Raw genomic sequence first — 21327 nt, forward strand, 5'->3', positions numbered from 1 at the left:
AAAGAATATTGCGCTATCTACTAGTTATTATACACTACTAAAAATGAAAATAACTATTGCTTTAATTTTTTTATTAGGCATTCAAGTTTCTGCAAATACTTACGGTCAAAAAGTTCATTTGAACGTTAAGAATGAGCAATTGAATCGAGTACTTGCGGAGATAAAAAAACAAACAGGGTATAGCTTTTTAATTAATTCAAATTATTTAAAAAACTCGAAGCCAGTAACACTCTCAGCAAATGACGAGAATCTTATTGGAGTATTAGATGATATATTTTCCAATCAACCATTTAACTATATTATCTCTGATAAGATTATTACTATTAATCCTGAGACGATTAAGCCTAAAGAAGTCATTCAGCAGAAAATATCGGGTACAGTTACGGATAATACGGGTAAACCATTAGCAGGTGTAACTGTAACAGAAATTGGCAGCTCTAATGCGACAAACACCAATAATGAGGGGAAATTCACATTGAGTGTATCAAAGCAAAATGCAGCTCTTCGGTTTAACTTTATAGGCTATGTAGCCGTTCAAAGACCAGCTTCAGATAATATGAATATTACTCTTTCGACTGAGGATAGGGATATTGATGAAGTAGTTGTAACAGGTTTTCAAAAAATAAATAAACAAAAATTTACAGGTTCAGTAAGTTCTGTTGATAAAAAATTGATCGAGCGATCAGGTTATGTCGATGTTTCTAAGATGCTTCAAGGAGCAGCAGCAGGTGTATCTGTACAGAATGTATCTGGTACAATGGGTACTTCAGCAAAGATTCGTATTAGGGGTAATGCATCTATATCAGCAAATCAAGAACCATTGTATGTAGTGAATGGTGTGGCAATTACTTCGCCAGCAAATGTTGCAGTAAGCCAATTGTACTCGGGAGATGTTGCGGCGGTATTGGGGTCTGCAATTGCAGGTTTAAACGCTCAAGATATTGAGGATATTCAAATATTAAAGGATGGCGCAGCGACTTCATTGTATGGAACGCGAGCTGCGAATGGCGTAATTTCGATTACAACAAAGTCTGGAAAATCAAATGAAAGTTCTATTAACTATTCATCTTCGTTAGCTTATGGTTTAAAGCCAAATGTCAATGATTTTAATTTGATGACTTCAGAAGAAGAGATGAATTTAAACCGCCGCTTATGGAATGCAGGCTATTATTCAAATGAAGTTTGGCCCTCAAGAACAGGAGCATATACGGAAGCATATCGTCTTTATGGGCTTCGCGAAATAGATGAAGAAAAGGCTTATGCTGATCTTAGATATGCTACTCGGGCGAATACTGATTGGTTTGATGTTTTGTTTAAAAATAATTTAACACAAGAGCATAATTTATCATTCTCAGGGGGTACTGATAAAAATACATATTATGTGTCGGGCAATTATTCTAAAGACAATGGACAAGCTATAGGCTATGATTTTGATCGATATACAGTTGATTTTCGTGATGTCATTAAACCTGCAAAATGGCTTTCGTTAGATATAAATGCAAATTATTCACAACGTAATCAAAAAACTCCTGGTGTATTAAATTCAGGCACTTCATTTGGCGCAGTTAATAGGTCTTTCGAGTTAAATCCTTTGTTATATGCAGCGGGAACAAGTAGAGCAATGGTCCCATATAATGAAGATGGCACTCTAAAATACTATATGAATAATTTGGCTCCATTTAATATTATTGAAGAGTTGGGTGAAAACTTTGCTGATATTAATGCGCAAGAATTTCGGGTTATGGTGCGTCCAACCTTCAAAATCAATGAAAACTGGACTTATGAGTTTACAGGAGCTTTGCGTAGAACGTATAATATTTATAATCATACAGCTACTGAGAGATCAAACTATGCAGAAGCGCATCGGGTAGATTATAATGAGCAACTGAGAGAGAAAAATGATTTATTATGGAGAAATCCAAACGATCCAAATGCTGTAAAGGAGTCTATTCTTCCTTTTGGAGGTATAATGATTGCACGTAGTAACTCAAGTAAAACATATAATATCCGTAACCAAGTTACCTTTGATAAATCTTGGACTGACCATCATTTAAATTCTTTGGTGGGGTCTGAAATTCGTGAAGAATATATAGATCGGAGTTATAATAAGAACTTCGGCTATATGTATTATTCTGGTAAGACAACTAATCCTTCTTCATTGGCATATTTAAAATCAGTATCAGAGGATGATAAGTTATTTATAACATCTTTTCAAAATGTCAGAGAAGTAGGCTTTTATACCTCGCATCAATATTCATACTTGAATAGGTATAATGTAGAGGGAGGTTTACGTTTTGATGCTAGTAATGTATTCGGTAAAGCAGTACGCTCTAAATTTTTACCAAATTATTCATTAGGGTTCTCGTGGAATATGGAGAAAGAGGCATTCTTTCAGAACTCAGGTTTAGCTAACACAATAGATTTCGTGAAGTTGAGAGCAAGTTATGCTTTAAGAGGAAATACATTTCAAACTTCGCCCCAGTTGAATGCTCAACCTGTGAATTTAAATCGTATAGATGAAGCTAATTCTTTGAGTGGGATAAGAATACTTTCGCCGGAATTATACTCCTTAAATTGGGAACGAGATTTAGTGAAAAATATTGGTATTGATATTGGATTATTCAATAAGATTAATGCAACTGTTGAATACTACCATCGTAAAAATTCAGATTTGATCTCATCATTTAATACAAGTTTAGAGGAAGGTTTTGCTAATAAATTAGTGAACTGGGCAAATATGACAAATAATGGTATTGATGTAACTATTGCTGCAAATAATGTCTTAAATGGATCAGATTTTAAATGGGATTTAAGCTTTATCTATGGATATGTCAAAAATAAAATTATTGATGGAACATTGCAGACGATTAATTTAACAACGATAACTCGTCCTAATGGATATGGTCTAGAAGGAAATCCTTTGGAAGGACTATATGCATATAATTTTTCACATTTGAATACTATGGGACGACCTATGTTTTCTAACGGGGTAGATATTGTTAATGGTTTAGCGTCATCATCAACAGATCGTAATCTTATATCATACATGGGGCCTAGGTCCCCGACATCCACTGGCTCGGCTGCGTCTACATTCAATTACAAAGATTTTAGTTTAAGAGTCTTTTTCACTTTTGCCGCAGGACACAAAGTGTTTAATAATGCCGTAGTAGAAAGAGCATATTTTGATGTGAACTCAAAAAGTAACGATCTAAATTATATGTGGCAAACAAGCGGTAATGAAGTGTATACTTATATTCCAGGTTTAATAAGTACTACACAGCAGTCATTTTTATCTACGTTGTCGAATATTGATGAAGTGGCTTTCAATCGGTCTACAGCACGAGTGGTAGATGCTAGTCATGTTAGATTAAGTGAATTGATGGTGACTTACAATGCTACGGCATTGCTTAAAAGAGATAATTATATTAAGAATGCGAGAATTACATTGTCAGCGAATAATCTAAAATATTGGGCTAGTGAGAGGTTACGTGGAGTCGATCCAGATGTATATATCACAGGTGTTAACTTACCTAATCCAAGAACATTTTCATTACGTTTAGCTTTAGGCTTTTAAAAATCGAAAATTATGAAAAGAAAACAAAAAATATTCATAACAACTATGTTGTTAGCAATGCTGATATTTCAAAGTTGTGAAAAATATCTTGATGTACCTTATGATAATAGGTTGGAAATAAAGAATGATCAGGATTTGGGAGCTTTGGTAAAGGATTCATATCCTACTAAAATGGATATGTTCACCGATATGCTTACAGATTCGTATTTTATTTATCCATCTCTAATGCAATCAGCTTGGAGACCCCTTTATACGCCAATGTATTTGTTTGATGATGAGTATGAAGCAAACCTGGGTTACCCTTCACCTGCTACAGCATATACGCATTTTTATAATAGTATATATGATGCAAACTATGCTATTGAAAATGCAAGTAGTGTTGAAGGAAATGGTATAGCAAAAGATGTTGTAGTAGCAGAGGCTTTACTAGTCAGAGCCTATAGTTATTTTGTTCTGACCAATTTATTTGGTAAGCATTATAATACTTCTACATATGATAAAGATTTGTCTGTGCCCTTAGTGACGGAGGTTAATAAAGAAAATCGTCCAGTATTTTCAAGAGGAACTGTCAAAGAGGCTTATGATTTAATAGAAGCAGATTTACTTAAGGCGATCAGTACTTATGAGAAACATCCATCATATGCTCCAACCAATCCTTATCAATTTACTATTCAGGCAGCCTATGCATTTGCATGTAGATTCAATCTTTATAAAGGAGATTATCAGAAGACAATAGACTATGCTAATAAAACTTTTACAGCTACAGGTCTTGTACTACGTAATATTCCGAAGGATATTGAGCTATTAACTAAGTTTGGCTGGGCATATTTTTTAAATCAAATGAATGATCCATCAACTCATCCTAATTTGATTATGACGGCTCAAAGTAATTACATACATTATCCAACAGGTAATAACTGGGGTGGTTTTTTTGTTAGCAGAGATTTAGTGACAAAGATTACTTCTTCAGATCGACGTAGAACTTATCTTAATAATGCAGGAACAGTAATTGATAATGCTAATTATGTCGCAAAAAATCATACTTCTTGGGGCACTAGTAGGTATATTATGTTTGGAACTGAAGAGGTCTTGTTAAGTAGAGCTGAGGCCTATTTGCGATTAAGTACTCCAAACAAAGCGGCTGCTATTACTGATATAAATTTGTTCAAAAGTACACGTTATTCTACAAATGCAGCCGTTCCGACTTCTGCTACAGATGCACAGGTTTTAGAAGAGGTATTACTACAGCGTCAAATAGAATTTTTAGCCGAAGGACTTAGATGGTATGATGTGAAACGTTTGGGGCTTCCTGTTGAACATAAGTTGGATATCAACTCTTCGAAAGTAGATGCACGGTTAGAACCAAATGATCCTCGTACAGCTTTACAGATTCCTCTTAATGCTAGAATAGGTAATCCGATTTTAGAAACACAATTAAATCCGAGATAGATGAAAATGTACATAAAATTATTTTTGAGCATGACTATGCTTGCTTTTCTGAGTCAGTCGTGTGAAAAAAGTGAAGAAATTACTACAATAGATGAAAGTATTGATTATTTCGATATTGTAGACAAGCCAAAGGATAAATGGAATGAATTGGATTATTTATGTGATTCTATTTATAAGGCTTATGGAACTAAAGTTATTTATGAGTTTACACCTAAAATAATTCGAAATGGGAATGCTTTTTATTATCCCGCAACTTATGATAAGTCTTTGGCTTATACAAGGCTAATGGTGGATAAGTTTTGGCTAAAGCCATTAAAGGATAATTTTCCAGAATACCATAGTAAGGAAACACCGCGTGAATATATCATAATGGGTGGCTATTATCATAATACACCAGTAGCTACTAATCAAGGGAGTGGAGCGGGATTTAATGGTCAGTTTTATAGGTTGGGTATGGGAGGTATTAATAACTTCGATAAGCAAAATAAGGCTAATTTACATGATCATTTGGTAATTCTTTGGCATGAACATGCACACAATCAAGATGTAAAGTATGGTAGAGGTCCTTTATTTGATAATATATCTGTAGGGACTTATTACAAGGAACAGTGGAGTACGAAAACATTGGCTCAAGCAAATTCAGATGGCTTCTTTAGGAATTATGGAGGCTTTGCACCTGAAGAAGATTTCGCTACTACGGTGGAACATATTACTCGTTTTCCAGAAAATACAGTTACAACATTAATTAATACTAATGATAAATTAAAGACTAAGTACAATTTTGTGATGAAGTTTTATCAAGATAAGGGTCTAAATTTACATAGATTACAAGTGTTGTGTGATTCAGTAGTGTATAAAACAAATTATTAATATGAAAAAGTATAATATCATATATATGCTTGCAGTGTTACTGTTTGCACTAGTAAGTTGTGAAAAGGATGAAATGCAAATTAAGAAGGAAGATATATTCGCTTCTGTCGATAAAAAGGAACTTGATTTAAAAGAAGCTTTGGGGGCAACACCCGAAGGATGGGTGATGATGGTGAAGGGTACAGCTTCTAGAAATGCATATTTTCCTATTATTATGAAGTTTGATACTGCCAAAAATTTGGTATCTATGGTGTCTCCTTTTGGTATTCAGGCGAATAATAAATCTACTTATCTGATTAATAGAGGTGCTTCAGGTGTTGTCTTAAATTTTTCTGGAGGATCTGCAATTTCAGCATTAATGCGAAGAGGAGCCTATTTATCAGATATTACTGATTATCAGTTTAATGTTTTGGATGTTAAATCAGATACTCTTACTATTCAAGGTATTCGTAGTGGACCTTCTTATGCAAAGGAAGGGGGAGTGATATACAAATTATTTAAAAAACCCGTTACTTGGAATTGGGATGGGCCTTTGGAATTGGATTTTCGTCAAACTACGAATCATGTGTATATTAATAAATGGTCGAGGGTAAATTTAAAGAATCATTTGTCCGGCGACAGCTTGTTTGTATTACTTAATATTAATCCTAATTCTTATAATCAAGCATCTTGGAGTGTTACGGATGCCTTTTTGTCTGATGCATCTTCTAGAGTTTTTGATCCACATTTTCTTATGAATGGTACCTGGATGGAAGCTGCTACATCGAGTGCTACTGCTGGCTTAAATACAACGGTATATGGATTTACCCAAGGATATAATAGTTTGACAGTTTTTCAAACTTGGGGTAGTAATACCTTAAATGTTAATAATCCATTATTCAATACGAAGTATGGTTTCTCCTATTTGGTATACAATAAGGTGACCAAATCTGGTAATAATGCTTTAATCGAATTGGAAGCATACGACAAGCAAGGTAAGCCCATTGTATCAGGAGTTTATACAGTTTATCCCTAATTTTTGAAATATTAAAAAACATCCTCCAATAGGAGGATGTTTTTCTCAATTATGATGAAATACATTTATATTTTCATTTGTTTTTTTATTATTTCTTGCCATTCAATTGATGACAAACTTATTGTGGATATTGAAATTCCTCTTGAACAAGCATACGTTGAAATTTACCACACAGTATCTGGAGATAAAATTTATAGTTCTTTTTATGAGGATTTAAATGGTAAACAATTAAGTATTGAATCTCTGCCCGAGGATATGTATACCATTTGTTTGGTATGGGAGAGAACATTTGTCCCGCATAAATTATTCAAAAGGAAAGAAGGTAAAATTGTATTTGATATTGATAATAAGTTCTATTTAATTAAAGATATTTACTTAAATAGGAATCAAGATAACAGGATCAAATTAAGATTGAATGAAGTGTTATCAAAAGAAGATATGGAGACGGCAAATTATTATCAAGATGTCCTTGATGTGATTTCAACATCGGAAGATTTAGCTCTTTCTTTAGTATATGAACATGTATATGAAGAAGCAGACTCGTTGAACGAGACTCAACACAAAATTTGGTCTAGAAATTTGATTGATTATATTGCTAAGAATAACTGGGATGAGGCGCGTAAGGTGAATATTTTATTGAAGAGTGATAGCTTAGATCGATTCAAAAGTGAATTTGTCAATATGAAATTTAATTCTTTGGCTGTCTCTAATACCGAGAGTCCAGTAAGTACGTATTATATCTTCAAAGATTTATTGGCAAATAGGAATTTTAATGACTTTAGAAAAGCTTTTTTCCTATTAGAGGGAAGAGCGAAATTAAGTCCATACTATCGAATGGTTAAGAATCAATATGATAATATAGATTAAGAATTAATACAAAAATTGATAATTATTATCAATTTTAGAAAAGAGTTGAAGGAGTTATTATATAAAGTAACTCTTTTTTTATTATATCTGTCTACAATGAATTTATTCTTTGCTAAATCGTTTTCATAAAATAATTCTTATATTCGGTTACCAATTAAATGATAATGAAAAGAAGAACCGCGATTAAGCAACTTTTTATTCTAGCCGGTGGTATAGCCATAGCCACAGCATGTGATTCTGGACGAAACAAAGCAAGTATAGCGTTATCAAATGTAGATTTTACGAAAGACGATGAGGAATTATTAGCGCAATTAGTCGAATCAATTATCCCAGAGACAGATTCCCCAGGTGCAAGATCATTGAAATTGCATCTTTTTGTTATGAAAATGGTTGATGATTGCCATAGCTCAGAGGATCAACAAGCATTTATTGAGGGATTGAAAAAATCTAAAACAATAAAAGGGAAACCATTAGCAGAAGTACAAAATTATTTGACATCCTTAGAAAAGGAGGATAAATTCCTTGATATTTTGAAAAGAAGAACCTTAATGGGGTATCAGAATTCTGAGTACGTCATGAAAAACAAAGTAATTTATGAATTGGTGCCAGGAAGATATGACGGTGCAGTAAAAATTAGTAGCTAGTATGGCAAATCTAAATATAGATTCTAAAAAGGAAAGAACATACGATGCGATTGTGATTGGCTCTGGTATTAGCGGAGGTTGGTCAGCAAAAGAATTGTGTGAGCGCGGATTGAAGACTCTTGTGTTGGAGCGTGGACGTGATGTGCAGCATATCAAGGATTATCCAACGACCAATATGAATCCTTGGGAATTCGAACATCGCAATGAAATGCCCTATCAAGTGAAAAAGGATAACCCAATAGTAAGTAAGTGTTATGCTTTTCATGAAGACGCAGCGCATTTCTTTGTAAAAGATGCTGAACATCCTTATATACAAGAGAAGCCTTTTGATTGGATTCGGGGTTATCAAGTCGGTGGAAAGTCATTGCTATGGGCAAGACAAACCCAGCGTTGGTCTGATTTTGATTTTGAAGGGCCACAGCGAGATGGATTTGCGGTAGATTGGCCTATTCGATATGCTGATTTGAAGCCATGGTATGATCATGTTGAACGATTTGCAGGTATCGCTGGAGATAAGGATGGTTTGCCCGAACTTCCTGATGGTGAGTTTTTGCCTGGTTATCCATTAAATGTTGTTGAGAAATATTTCAAACAGGGTGTTGAAAAAAAATATCCTAATCGAAAAGTAATCTCCGCTCGATGTGCCCATATCTCAAAACCTGAGCCTATCCATATTCAACAGGGGAGAACGCAGTGTCAAAATCGTACTCTTTGCCAACGAGGATGTCCTTTTGGCGGATATTTTAGCTCTAATGCATCGACATTACCTTGGGCCGCTAAGACTGGAAATTTAACACTTAGGCCTGATTCTGTAGTTCATTCTATACTATATGATGAACAAAAGGGAAGGGCTTTAGGTGTAAAAGTAATTGACAGAAATAGCAAGGAAGAAATAGATTTCTTTGCTGAAATCATATTTGTAAATGCAGGTGCTATTAATACAAATCTGATTTTACTGAACTCTATTTCCAATCGTTTTGAAAATGGATTAGGTAACGATAGCAATACACTGGGCAAATATGTAGCTTTTCATAATTACAGTGCACGTATCTATGCAGAATACGAGGGTTTATTAGACTATACAACAGCAGGGCGCAATCCAGCAGGTGGGGCATATATACCACGATTCAGAAATTTGCATAAGCAAGAAACAGATTATTTGCGAGGATATGCAGCAGGATTTGGTGCTGGAAGATATAGTTATTCGGATACTGAAGGTTTAGGTGAAGAATTGAAAAATTCATTATTAAATCCAAAACTGGGCAAATGGTCAGTTGGCTCACATATGATGGGAGAAACAATTCCTAAGGAATCTAATTATGTAGCATTGGATGCTGCGCAAAAGGACGATTGGGGAATTCCATTGCTTAAAATTGCGATAGACTATGATGATAATGATGCAAAGATGAAAAAGGATTATCTTGACACGATGGAAGATATGTTTAAAGAGGCTGGATTTACAAATATTCGTCGTGACGATAAATGGCAAGCTCCAGGTTTGGATATACACGAAATGGGGGGAGTACGTATGGGGTTAGATCCTAAAAGTTCTATGCTTAGTAAGTGGAATCAGCTTCATGCTGTGCCGAATGTTTTTGTGACAGATGGTGCCTCTATGACTTCTACCTCAACGCAGAATCCATCTTTAACATATATGGCATTTTCAGCCCGATCTGTAGATTATGCAGTTAATGAATTAAAAAAGAGAAATATATAATATCCAAAATTTTATCCAAGGGAAAGTCCATATCATTTATTTGAATGGACTTTTCTGCGTTTTTTATAACGTAAAACAGTCGTTTAAATGAATAATTTGCCGACCTTTGAAATATGAAAATTCCTAATGTTAAAGCTGTATTATTTGATTTGGATGGTACTTTAATTGATTCAGAGTATTTTTATTTTAGTAATTGGGCGCCAATTCTTGCTAAAGAATTTGGTTTAGATATTACATTTGATGATTGGATTCAAGACTTTGCAGGTCATACTTTGGTTCGTAATGTTGACTTTCTGAAAGATAAATTTGGAATTGAAACAACACAAGAGTTTATGTGGACGACTACAAGAGCTAATTATGCCAAGTCGGATATGACTACCATTCGTTTGATGCCCTTCGCTAAAGAGACGTTGGATAAGTTGAAAGCTAAAGGAATAAGAATTGCATTGGTCACTTCGAGTTATTCGACTACAGTAAATACTGTCTTAGGACATCATAATCTACTTGACTATTTTGAGTTTTTTGTGACGCGAGAACTGGTCGAAAATCCTAAACCAAATCCGGAACCCTATTTGCTTGCAACTCAAAAGCTGGGCCTAGATAAGGATGAAGTTTTGGCGGTAGAAGATACGATAACCGGTTATACATCGGCTTCGTCAGCAGGATTGCAATGTGTTGCTGTAACACGACATCAGTCAGAAATTAATCGCTTGTCCACAGCCAAATATTTGATCCAAGATTTATCAATTCTCATAGATAGTATTGATTAGAATAATTTATTTAGTATCTTGTTGAAAATAAGCTACCTAACAATATACTAAAGTTAAATTATGAAAAGAAGAATTTTTCTAGGTGCTGGAATTGCAGGATTGTCAACGAGTTTGTTGTCATCTTGTACAGCGTCCACTGATTCAAAAGAAGAAAAGGCAGAAGTCAAACAAAATACTTTGATTGCTGGAAATATAATCCATCAAGTTTATTTTTGGCTGAAAGAGGGTATTACTCCAGAAGAAGAAAAGGATTTTTTGGAATTTTTCCGAATATTAAAAACCGTTCCAGGTATTAAATCAATTGATATTGGAAAACCAGCTCCTACAAATCCTCGTCCTGTAGTGGATAATTCATTTTCTTATAGTATTACGGTAAGTTATGAGGGTATAGATGAGATTAATGTTTATGAGGTTCACCCCATACATTTGGATGCAGTAGAGAAATACAAAAAATATTGGACTAAAGTGGAAGTTCGAGACACAGTTGTCATTGATGTATAAAAAAGAACGGGACTTAAATTTTTAAGTCCCGTTCTTTTTTACAGTTATTTTAACTTGATAACGTTATCGCTAAATTTAAACATCCCGATGTCGCTAGCACGCGAATTCACTGATTTTATGTTATATGTATTATTTACACGTCGTAGATCTTTTGCTGCTATCGCAGATCTAGTCGCTGTAGAATAGGACCCATTTTTAATATGGAATATTGCTTCCGCAATGAAACCTTCATTCACATCACCGAATTCTTTAAAGAAATCTTCTTTGGTTAATTTATTTGGTGTTAAGCCATTAAAATAATCCCCAAAATTGTTAGCATTGAACGTTTGGAATGAAGTAACAAAAATATCTGCTGTGGAAGGTTTTTTGCCAATAGGAATACCCCAAAACCCTACAGGTTTACCATATGTATTCTCTGAACCAATTACCTGCACATCCATGTAGGGTTTCAGTGAATTAATTAGTAATTCACTTGCAGAAGCTGTCGAACTAGTAACAAGAAAGTATACTTTGGTTAATTCTAGGCTACCGCTTTTATTGAAATCTTCTGGAGGAAATTCATCGCCCAATTCTGCCTCAACAAAGGGGTTAAGTTTGTAGTAATACATTCTTTTTCCATTGGCTGTAGCTGGCACAATCTTGTTCGCTAAATATTCCGCTGTGAAAGTGGAACCCCCACCGTTGTAACGAAGGTCAACTATTAAGTGCTTGATTCCTTCTGTTTCGAATTGTGTAAATAGGGTTTGAAAACTCTGTTGTAGGTTTGTCGGTTGATTTTGATTATTAATGATGCTTAAGAAAGAGCTAAAAGCAAAGTACCCTACCTTTTTATTATCAATATCCTTGATCCATGATGTCAAAATGGGATTAATCGAATATTGACCACTTATAACGGTTTTTTCCAATTCTTCTCCACTTGGTTTCTTCCATTTGATCACCATCTTTTCACTACCAAGTGCATCACTAATGCCCCTGAAATTTTGTGAATTTTGCGTGTTATAATCAAATTTTGTATTTCCATTTATACTGATGATGCGGTCTCCTCGACGTATTCCTGCTTGATAGCTTGGTGAATTTAAATCTACCATCCGTACATACAGATGGGCATTGTTATTATCTTGCTTCGATTCGGTGGTTTTCAGATAGAAAACATACATACCATAACTTATAGCTCTAGCATTTTGAATTTCTTCATTCACGACACCCTGTCTATCCAGAAAACTAAACCTATCATAAGGATTGCCACTTGCATCTTTGGGAGTCAAACCAATAAGGTAATTAAGGGTGCTATCAGCTGTGGGTTGATTTTTTGTAATATTTCTAACTTTTACAGAATCTGCTATATCATTGATATTGGCAGGGATTATATAATCCTGCCATAATGAAACCAGTTTAGTAATATATAATGTAGAATCTTTCAGATATGCTTCTGCAGATGTGTCCCATTCATTGTTGTTATCAGGGTTGGGTGAGTCCTTTTTGTCACAACTGTAGATTAAAAAAGCTGTAATAATAGACAGTGTGTATAAAAATCTTTTCATATAATTTTTGTTAGTGTATGTACTCCATACTATTATAGACTAAGGTAAGAAAATTCGTAAACTATATTTAAATAAAAATCCCCAGCAGAATTTCTGAAGGGGAGGTGAAAATCGCTTTATTCAATGTTAAAATTTATAGCTGAGATTGAAATATACTGCGTTTGGAATAACTTTAGAGGTTTGTTTAAAAATGGATTGCAATGAATTACGTTGAAGCCATCCGAATCGTAACTTATTAAACTTTAATCCTACACCATAATTATATCCCCATTCATTTGAACGATATTGATTGTTGAAATCAAGTTCGATATCCCCATCTTTTCCGCTAAAGTGATGTTTATAATACGCACCTGCATTGATATAGAGTAAATTACCAAATTCTACATTTGCCGGAATTAGTAAGGAGTGTCTAAAAAATTTTCCTTCTACTGACTGACTAGTGTTTTCATCAAATAATGCTTCCACATTAATTGCCCAACGCTTAGAAAATTTATAATTAGCATAGAATCCTATACTATATGCAACCTCTTCCTTTGCATCATAAAATTCGTCATTGTAAAGATGTCTTGAAAATCCAAAATAACCCGTAGCTCCTAAAGAAAATGGTTTATTTATTTTTTTAGGATCCGATTTTACAGCTTCCATAGAGCGAGCAGCTTGGACAAACTCTTCATTTGCTAAGTCTGCAATGACTTTTGCGGTGTAGTCAGCTACCTTTTTCATTCCTGGATAATCCAACAGATTTGCTTTGTCTTCTGGTTTATGGTAAGGAGATTTTAAGCCTGTGAAGACATGGATGGCAGGAATGCCAGTTAATCCAAAGGGCTCAGTATCTGTTCTTTCTTCGATATCGGAAGACAGGTCCAACAAATTGATATCTTGTGCATGTTTTTGTGCTACCTCTTTTCCATTTACTAGACTAGCTATTCCTTTTAAATTTAATCCATTATTTTTGTTCAGCATACCTACCATATCATAACTAAACATTGCTTTTATTTGATTCTTCTCATTAATGTCAAGTTGTTTCACAAAATGTTTAGAGCCCAATAGACCAGATTCTTCAGCATCAAAAGCAATAAATACTATACTGCGCTTGGGTTTATGTTGTTGGAAATAGCGTGCAAGTTCAATGATTGTTGCCACGCCAGATGCATTGTCATCAGCTCCTGGGTAGAATGTGCTTTTATCTTTTTTAGGTCCGAGATGATCATAGTGTGCACCTAGGACAATAAATTCATTTTTTAGCTCAGGGTCGATTCCTTCTACAAATCCAATAATATTTTTTGCCTTTACCCAAGCTAGTTTAAAATTTAAATCAAAATGTTGTAGATAATTATTTTTATATGGGATTAATCCAATACGTTCAAACTGATTTACAATATATGTTGTTGCTTTATCTTTTCCTTCAGTACCTAATGCTCTACCTTGAAGTTCTTCTGAAGCGAGAAAATGAACGTGTTTGGATAAGGAATCTATGTTTATATTTTGTGCCGAAAGATTATATGTGATGAATAGAAAAAGTATAGAATATAAATGTTTCATAATTTATTTTTTTTACTCTAAATTAATAAATTAAAAGGTTTAAATGCCTAAAATACTGTTAAAATAAAAACCTCCCTTCCAGAATCTCTGAAAGGGAGGTGAAAATTGCTTTATTATAAGTAATTTCTTAAATATCTACGGTAGCATCCATTTCGAAATCATCGTGCATTAAATGGACAATCTCGGTTGCTTTTTCGTAGTTTGTAGATTTCTTAGAGAAGAAATCGTGTTGTGTTGTTTCTGTATTCAAACCGTTTAATACGATTGGGTTTACTTGTTTTACTTCGAAGATAGGTTCGAAACCTAAGTTCATCAAAGCTTTGTTACCATTATAACGTACATACTCTTTTACCTCAGCGGTCAAACCTACTACTGTATACAATTCTTCTGTATATTTTACTTCGTTTTCGTAAAGGTCGTTCAACAATTTCAAGAACTTTGCTTTTACTTCTTCTTTGTTCGGTAATTTAGCAAATACTTCTTGTGCAATTAGACCTACGAATACACCATGAATAGATTCGTCTGCTACGATTTTTTTGATGATATCTGCAGAAGCAACCATTTGTCCTTGACCACACAACCATAATGGTAAAAAGAAGCCCGAGTAGAATAAGAAAGACTCTAACAATACCGAAGCACCTAAAGCCATGAATAACTCTTCGTCAGTTGGATTTTCTTTGTCAATGGCACGGTAGTAAGTATCGATAGTAGATGCTTTGAATTGCAAGAATTTATTTTGCGACACCCAGCCAAATACGTCATTTATCTCGTTCGTAGTTGATACTGTCGAAAAAATTGTGGAATACGACTTAGCGTGGATAGCTTCCATCATACACATGTAAGACAATACGGCTTTATTTTGTAACGAGGAAATATGATCAATGATTTTTGGCATACCAGTATGACTTTGTAGGGTATCCAATAAAGTCAAACCTCCTAATGCTTTTTTGTAACATTCTTTCATATCCCAGCTCAAACCTTTCCAGCTATCGATATCTTTCGAAGGAATGTATTCTGTATCAATCCAGAATTGTTTAATGTTTTGCTCCCAGAACATTAATGCGTAATCGTTGTCTGGTGTATTCCAGTTTACTGCCGTAAATTGCTTACTCATTTTGATTTAACTGTCTTTTGATAAAGACGCTGAATAAAATGTTTTTTATTCAGCGTCTCTTATATGGTTAATATTTTACCTTTTAATACTGATCATCTATGCCGAGCATGAGATACACTCATCAATTGAAGACTTACGTGTACGTGTGTAGTACAACGATTTTAAGCCTAATTTGTGCGCATAGATATAATATTTCGCTAAGTCGCGTGTATTGTCTTTTGAGTTGGTATGAAGAATCGTAGAGACGCCTTGATCAATGTGACGTTGAATTACAGAAATTAATTTTAAGACCTTCATTTGATCCATATCATATGCTGACTTGAAGTAGAAATAATTATCATTTGTCAAGTAAGGCATAGGGTAGTAGGTCGTACTATCTCCGTATTCACGTACTTCGATGATATCTACAATCGGCATTACCGATGCAGTAGCATTCATGATATACGAAGTAGATTGATTTGGAGCGATAGCCAAGCGGTAAGCGTGGTAAATACCGTGCTCTATAACTTGCGCTTTTAAATTATTCCAATCTTCAATAGTTGGGATATGCACGCCTTCAAATAGTTCTTTAACCTTATCTGTTTGTGGTATATAATCTCTTTCCGTGTATTTATCGAAATATTTGCCTGAAGCGTAATCTGATTTTTCGAATCCTACGAATGTACGTGCGCGTTCTTTTGCAATCTCCATGGAAGCTTCTAATGAATAATAGTTCATCATCATGAAGAATGTATTCGCAAAATCTAAGGCTTCACGTGATTCGTACATGACGAAACTTTTCGCTAAATAACCATGTAAGTTCATCGCCCCCAAACCTACAGAGTGCAACTCACGGTTTGCTTTAGCAATTGATGGAACCATCGCGATATCTGTTACGTCTGATACAACAGTCAATGCACGCATTGCAGTCTTTACAGATTCTTTGATACGCTTATTATCCATTACTGTTGCGATATTCAATGAACCTAAGTTACATGAAATACCATAACGGATAGTATCTTCTTTGCCATAAATTGCTATATCTGAAACTTCAGATACTTGCATAATCTCTGTACAAAGGTTAGAGAATTTCACACGACCGATGCCATTTAAAGCATGTGCACGGTTTGTATTCTCTTTGAAGAAAATATATGGATATCCAGATTCTTTTTGTGTCTGTGCAATTTTCACTAATAAGTGACGTGCGTTGACTTTCTTTTTCTTCACATTTGCATTCGTAATCAATTCATCATACCATTGATCCATATCCATTTCGTCCAAATATTGGCCATATTCTTGGAAAACAGTATGTGGATAGATTAAATAGCAAGGCTCATCTTTCTCCGCCAATTCCATGAATTTATCCGGAACGATGATACCAATTGATAAAGATTTGATACGTACTTTTTCGTCCACGTTGATCTTCTTACAGTCTAAGAATTCTTCGATGTCCGAGTGAAAAACATTTAAATACACCGCGCCAGCACCAGGACGTTGCCCCAATTGGTTGGCATAAGAGAATGTATCTTCCATGATTTTCATAATTGGAAGTACGCCACCTGCACGGCCGTCTACGCCCTTGATAGCTTCACCGCGTGCACGGATTTTTGATATATTGAATGAAACACCACCACCGATGGATGATAATTTCATCGCAGAATCTACAGCATAACCAATACCATTCAAGTTGTCGCCGATTTCATCTAAGAAACAAGAAACTAATTCACCTGAACGTTTTTTACCAGCATTCAAGAATGTCGGGGTAGCAGGCTGATATTCTTGATTGATCATGATTTCGGCATACTCGATAGCTTTTTTTATGCCTTCTTCACGTGCTAAAAATAAAGAAACGGCTACGACACGGTCTTCATAGCGCTCTAAGAATTTCTCTCCAGAATCATCACGAAGTGCATAGCTTTGAAAAAACTTGAATGCCGCCATGAAGGATGCAAAACGGAATTTTTTACTACCTACAAAATTGTAGACCTCTTGCATTTCTTCAAAAGTAAACCACTCGTAAAAATTGATGTAATAATTGTGCTCGATCAAATAATCAATTTTTTCTTTAAGTGTATAGAAGAATACAGTATTCTTATTTACATACTCTAAGAAATAGGCGCGCACAGCTTCTTTGTCTTTATGCAAGCTGTACTCGTCATCATGTTTGATCATGATTTCATTATTAAGCAATATCCAGTTTTTTGCTACCTCGTTTGCTATCATAGTATTGATTCTTAATTATATCTATAAATTGATTAATATCTTCCATTGTACCCGAAAGCTCAAATTTAAAAGCTAACGGTATCTCGAAAAGTGAAGCTACTTTATCACCAGCTACACCAAAATTTCTTCCCCAATTGCGATTACCACTTGAGGTTACCGAATATAATTTTGCATTATTTTTTGTTGCAAAATCTTCTGTAAGAGCTGGAATCTGTCCAAAGTTGGTCGTGAAAGTCACTAAGTGACCTTCTTCTTCGATTTGCATATCCTTTTGAATACGTATCGCAGTCCATCCAGTGATCTGTACTACTTTGTCAATAAAGCGCTGTACATTTCCTGTTTTTGTGTCGTAATATAGTATCATAAATCGATAGTTTTATGAACAATATTTTATTGGGCGATAGCAGCTTCTAATTCTTCAGGTTTGAAACCGATGATACGGTGTTTTACTTCTTCACCGTCCAATACAATCACCGTCGGTACAGTACGTACCTTAAACTTAACAGCCAATTCTGGTTCATCAAATGGATTGATCGTTTCATACGAAATACCTTTGTTATCTAAGTATGTCGACACTTGTGCGCATGGAGCACAATCGTTTTTTTCGAATTTAATGATTCTTGCCATGTTGTATATTAAGTTTGATAGTAATTTTGTCCCAAAACCGTAGAGTCCCGGACAAAAAAAATACTGAAGTTTGTAAATAACGCTGCGATCACCGAAGAATTACTGTGATCCTCTAACAAATATCATATATTTTATATCGGAGCGGTAGTTATACTTTTCCACATTATTAACAGTTTACTTTTTAAAACTGCGTCTGTTGATTGGTTTTGTTTGTAAAATGCTGTAAATCAACTTTTGTGAGGTGTTGATAACTTTAAAATTTGGTGTTGTGAACTAAATTTCACAACAATATCCGATTGGGATTTTATTGTAAAAAATGAAAATTTATTGTGCATAATTGGCTGTTATTTGCTATATTTTTACACTGTAATTCTACCATAATTTTGATAATGATAATTGAATTAGGGTTAATGGGAAAATATCATTTCAAAGCTTACTTTTTAATATGATTATGAAAAAAATATCCGTTTATTTTCTTTTGTTGTTGGGTACAAATGTATTTGCACAAGAAAATATTACCTTCCAAAAGCCTTCTACTGAAATCTTAGCCCTCGCAGATTATCAACGTCCACCTGCTATTAGTTTGAGTCCTGATAAGGCATGGGTTTTATTGAGTTATCGACCTACATACAAGACGTTGGAAGAACTAGGACAAGAAGAAATTAAATTGGCCGGATTACGCATCAATGCGAAGACAAGGATTTCAAGTACAGAAAATTACTTTAATAATCTTCGTTTGCGATCTGCACAAGATGGTAAAGAATATGATATAGCAGGGTTGCCAGCTAATGCGTTGATTTCAAATGTTTCTTTTTCAATAGATAGTAAATACATTGCATTCACGCATACCAACGATTCTGGAGTATCGCTATGGCTCCTAGATGTGAGCAATAAGCGGGCAAAACAGTTAACAGATTATGATTTGAATGCAGTATTGAATGACCCTTACCAATGGTTAAGAAGTTCACAGGGATTGTTAATTAGCAAATCACCAGTGGATCGTCCTGCGTTGATTGATCACAGTAAGGATTTGCCAACGGGTCCAGTGGTTTCTACTAGTGAAGGTAAAGTCTCTCAATTAAGAACATACCAAGATTTATTAAAAAATCCACAAGATGAACAAGATTTTGTATCGTTGGCGACAGCAGAATTGTATTGGATAAATTTGAATGGTGAAGAAACGAAGTTTCTTGCTGGAGATTTATACACACAAGCTAGTGTGTCTCCCGATGGAAAATCTGTGCTAGTCTCAAAACTTAAAAAGCCATTTTCTTATGTTGTATCATATAATTCATTTCCACAAGAGACAAATGTATATGCGACTGATGGAACTTTGATACAGAAGGTGAATGAAACTCCATTAATGGAAATAATGCCAAAAGGTTTTTCATCGACAAGACCTGGGAAACGTATGTTGACATGGAGAGCCGACAAGCCAAATACATTATTCTTCGTTCAAGCACTGGACGGTGGTGATGCTAATAAAGCTGTTGAATATCGTGATGAGTTATTTACTTGGGAATATCCGTTTAATGGCGAACCGAGTTCATTAACTAAGGTTAAAGACCGTTTTGCAGGAATAATTTGGGGGAATGACACGTATGCATTGGTTTCTTCAAGTTGGTACGACACTAGAAATACCAAGACTTTTGTGTTGAATCCATTATCTGGAGATGCTAGACTTTTAGTAGATCGCAATAGTCAGGATGTGTATTCACATCCAGGTAATGTGCATCGCGAGCGCAACCAATTTGGCACATATAGTATGTTTATCAATAAGGATAAAACCTATTGGGTGGGTGCAGGTAATACAAAAGAAGGGGAGTTTCCTTTTATTGATGAATTGGATTTAAAGACATTGAAGAAGAAAAGAATTTATACCGCACCTTCTTCTGATTTGCAAGAAAGAATTGCTGATGTGGTTGATATCGCAAAAGGTGACATTCTGATTTCATTACAATCGGCAAAGCAATATCCAAATTACTATACTAAAAATATTAAATCAGGAAAAACTAAAGCTGTTACAGCTATTGAAAATCCTTTTAAAAGCTTAGAGGCTGTTCATAAAGAAGTTTTGAATTACAAGCGTAATGATGGTGTAGAATTAACAGGTACATTGTATTTACCGGCAGGCTATGATTTCACGAAGAAAGAAAAATTACCATTATTGATTTGGGCATATCCACGTGAGTATAAAGACAAGTCTACAGCAGGTCAAAGTACAGCCAACCCGAAGGAATTTACTTTCCCAAGTTATGGCTCATTTATTTATTGGGTAACAAAAGGCTATGCAGTACTAGACAATGCAGCTTTTCCAATAGTCGGCGAGGGCAAAGCAGAGCCGAATGATACATTTATTCCACAACTAGTAGATAATGCTGAGGCGGCTATTAATGCTGTAGATGCTTTGGGGTATATTGATCGTAAAAAAGTTGCAGTAGGAGGACATTCTTATGGAGCGTTTATGACGGCTCATTTATTGTCAAATTCAAACTTATTTGCAGCAGGTATTGCACGTTCAGGAGCTTACAATCGTACTTTGACACCTTTTGGTTTCCAATCGGAGCAACGTAACTTTTGGGATGATCCGCAATTGTATATGACAATGTCGCCATTTATGAGTGCGAATAAAATGAAAACACCGATGCTATTGACACATGGTGCTGCCGATAATAATCCGGGTACTTTTACGATGCAGACAGAACGTTATTTTCAAGCTTTAAAAAATCTAGGTGCGCCTGTTCGTATGGTGATTTTGCCACGTGAATCGCATGGCTATGCTGCAAAAGAAAATATCTTCCATTTGCTTTGGGAGCAGGATCAGTTTTTAGAGAAACATTTGAAAGGTAAATAGATGTAATTGTGAATTTACTTTTAATAAAAAAACGAGCTAG

At 34.8% G+C, this 21327-nt stretch carries 16 protein-coding genes; 10 read left to right on the top strand and 6 right to left on the bottom strand.

Annotation, left to right across the window (positions count from 1 at the left end; all coding sequences use genetic code 11):
* Positions 1–43 precede the first annotated feature (43 nt).
* The 9 genes from IPZ78_RS03905 to IPZ78_RS03945 all read left to right on the top strand — a co-directional run bounded on the left by IPZ78_RS03905 (position 44) and on the right by IPZ78_RS03945 (position 11407).
* Positions 44–3574 carry a SusC/RagA family TonB-linked outer membrane protein gene (locus IPZ78_RS03905; protein ID WP_225551623.1) on the top strand — a complete coding sequence of 1177 codons (3531 nt, stop codon included), beginning with the start codon at positions 44–46 and terminating at the stop codon, positions 3572–3574.
* Between the two features lie 12 nt (positions 3575–3586).
* Entirely contained in the window at positions 3587–5023 is a 1437-nt protein-coding gene (locus tag IPZ78_RS03910) for a RagB/SusD family nutrient uptake outer membrane protein (protein WP_225551624.1), read from the top strand.
* Positions 5024–5893, top strand: coding sequence for a putative zinc-binding metallopeptidase (locus IPZ78_RS03915; protein WP_225551625.1), 870 nt, complete (start codon positions 5024–5026; stop codon positions 5891–5893).
* Position 5894: 1 nt separating this feature from the next.
* Positions 5895–6908, top strand: coding sequence for a DUF4302 domain-containing protein (locus tag IPZ78_RS03920; RefSeq protein WP_225551626.1), 1014 nt, complete (start codon positions 5895–5897; stop codon positions 6906–6908).
* A gap of 51 nt (positions 6909–6959) precedes the next feature.
* Complete coding sequence (locus IPZ78_RS03925) at positions 6960–7775, top strand: hypothetical protein (RefSeq protein ID WP_225551627.1); 816 nt, start codon at positions 6960–6962, stop codon at positions 7773–7775.
* Between the two features lie 164 nt (positions 7776–7939).
* Positions 7940–8419: a gluconate 2-dehydrogenase subunit 3 family protein gene (locus tag IPZ78_RS03930; RefSeq protein ID WP_225551628.1), complete on the top strand. Its 480-nt coding sequence runs from the start codon at positions 7940–7942 to the stop codon at positions 8417–8419.
* 1 nt (position 8420) lies between these two features.
* Positions 8421–10136 (top strand): GMC oxidoreductase, encoded by a 1716-nt coding sequence (locus tag IPZ78_RS03935; RefSeq protein WP_225551629.1) that lies wholly within the window; start codon positions 8421–8423, stop codon positions 10134–10136.
* A 113-nt stretch (positions 10137–10249) separates the two neighbouring features.
* Positions 10250–10906, top strand: coding sequence for an HAD family hydrolase (locus IPZ78_RS03940; RefSeq protein WP_225551630.1), 657 nt, complete (start codon positions 10250–10252; stop codon positions 10904–10906).
* Between the two features lie 60 nt (positions 10907–10966).
* The gene (locus tag IPZ78_RS03945; protein ID WP_225551631.1) at positions 10967–11407 is read left to right on the top strand and encodes a Dabb family protein; all 441 of its coding nucleotides are present in this window, start codon (positions 10967–10969) and stop codon (positions 11405–11407) included.
* A 44-nt stretch (positions 11408–11451) separates the two neighbouring features.
* Here the strand turns inward: IPZ78_RS03945 and IPZ78_RS03950 are convergent, their stop codons facing one another.
* From IPZ78_RS03950 to IPZ78_RS03975, 6 genes are all read right to left on the bottom strand, one after another.
* Positions 11452–12948 (bottom strand): S41 family peptidase, encoded by a 1497-nt coding sequence (locus IPZ78_RS03950; RefSeq protein ID WP_225551632.1) that lies wholly within the window; start codon positions 12946–12948, stop codon positions 11452–11454.
* A gap of 126 nt (positions 12949–13074) precedes the next feature.
* Entirely contained in the window at positions 13075–14490 is a 1416-nt protein-coding gene (locus tag IPZ78_RS03955; RefSeq protein WP_225551633.1) for a M20/M25/M40 family metallo-hydrolase, read from the bottom strand.
* A gap of 127 nt (positions 14491–14617) precedes the next feature.
* Positions 14618–15604, bottom strand: coding sequence for a class 1b ribonucleoside-diphosphate reductase subunit beta (nrdF, locus tag IPZ78_RS03960; RefSeq protein WP_225551634.1), 987 nt, complete (start codon positions 15602–15604; stop codon positions 14618–14620).
* 96 nt (positions 15605–15700) lie between these two features.
* Complete coding sequence (gene nrdE, locus IPZ78_RS03965; RefSeq protein ID WP_225551635.1) at positions 15701–17806, bottom strand: class 1b ribonucleoside-diphosphate reductase subunit alpha; 2106 nt, start codon at positions 17804–17806, stop codon at positions 15701–15703.
* Positions 17766–18170, bottom strand: coding sequence for a class Ib ribonucleoside-diphosphate reductase assembly flavoprotein NrdI (gene nrdI / locus IPZ78_RS03970; RefSeq protein ID WP_225551636.1), 405 nt, complete (start codon positions 18168–18170; stop codon positions 17766–17768). The genes nrdE and nrdI overlap by 41 nt, the downstream gene beginning before the upstream one ends.
* Before the next feature lie 26 nt (positions 18171–18196).
* Positions 18197–18433 (bottom strand): glutaredoxin family protein, encoded by a 237-nt coding sequence (locus IPZ78_RS03975; RefSeq protein WP_225551637.1) that lies wholly within the window; start codon positions 18431–18433, stop codon positions 18197–18199.
* A 451-nt stretch (positions 18434–18884) separates the two neighbouring features.
* Between IPZ78_RS03975 and IPZ78_RS03980 the strand changes: the two genes are divergently transcribed.
* On the top strand, positions 18885–21287 hold the full coding sequence (locus tag IPZ78_RS03980) for an alpha/beta hydrolase family protein (RefSeq protein ID WP_225551638.1): 2403 nt from the start codon (positions 18885–18887) through the stop codon (positions 21285–21287).
* Positions 21288–21327 lie beyond the last annotated feature (40 nt).

Source organism: Sphingobacterium bovistauri, assembly GCF_020295405.1.
GTDB lineage: Bacteria > Bacteroidota > Bacteroidia > Sphingobacteriales > Sphingobacteriaceae > Sphingobacterium > Sphingobacterium bovistauri.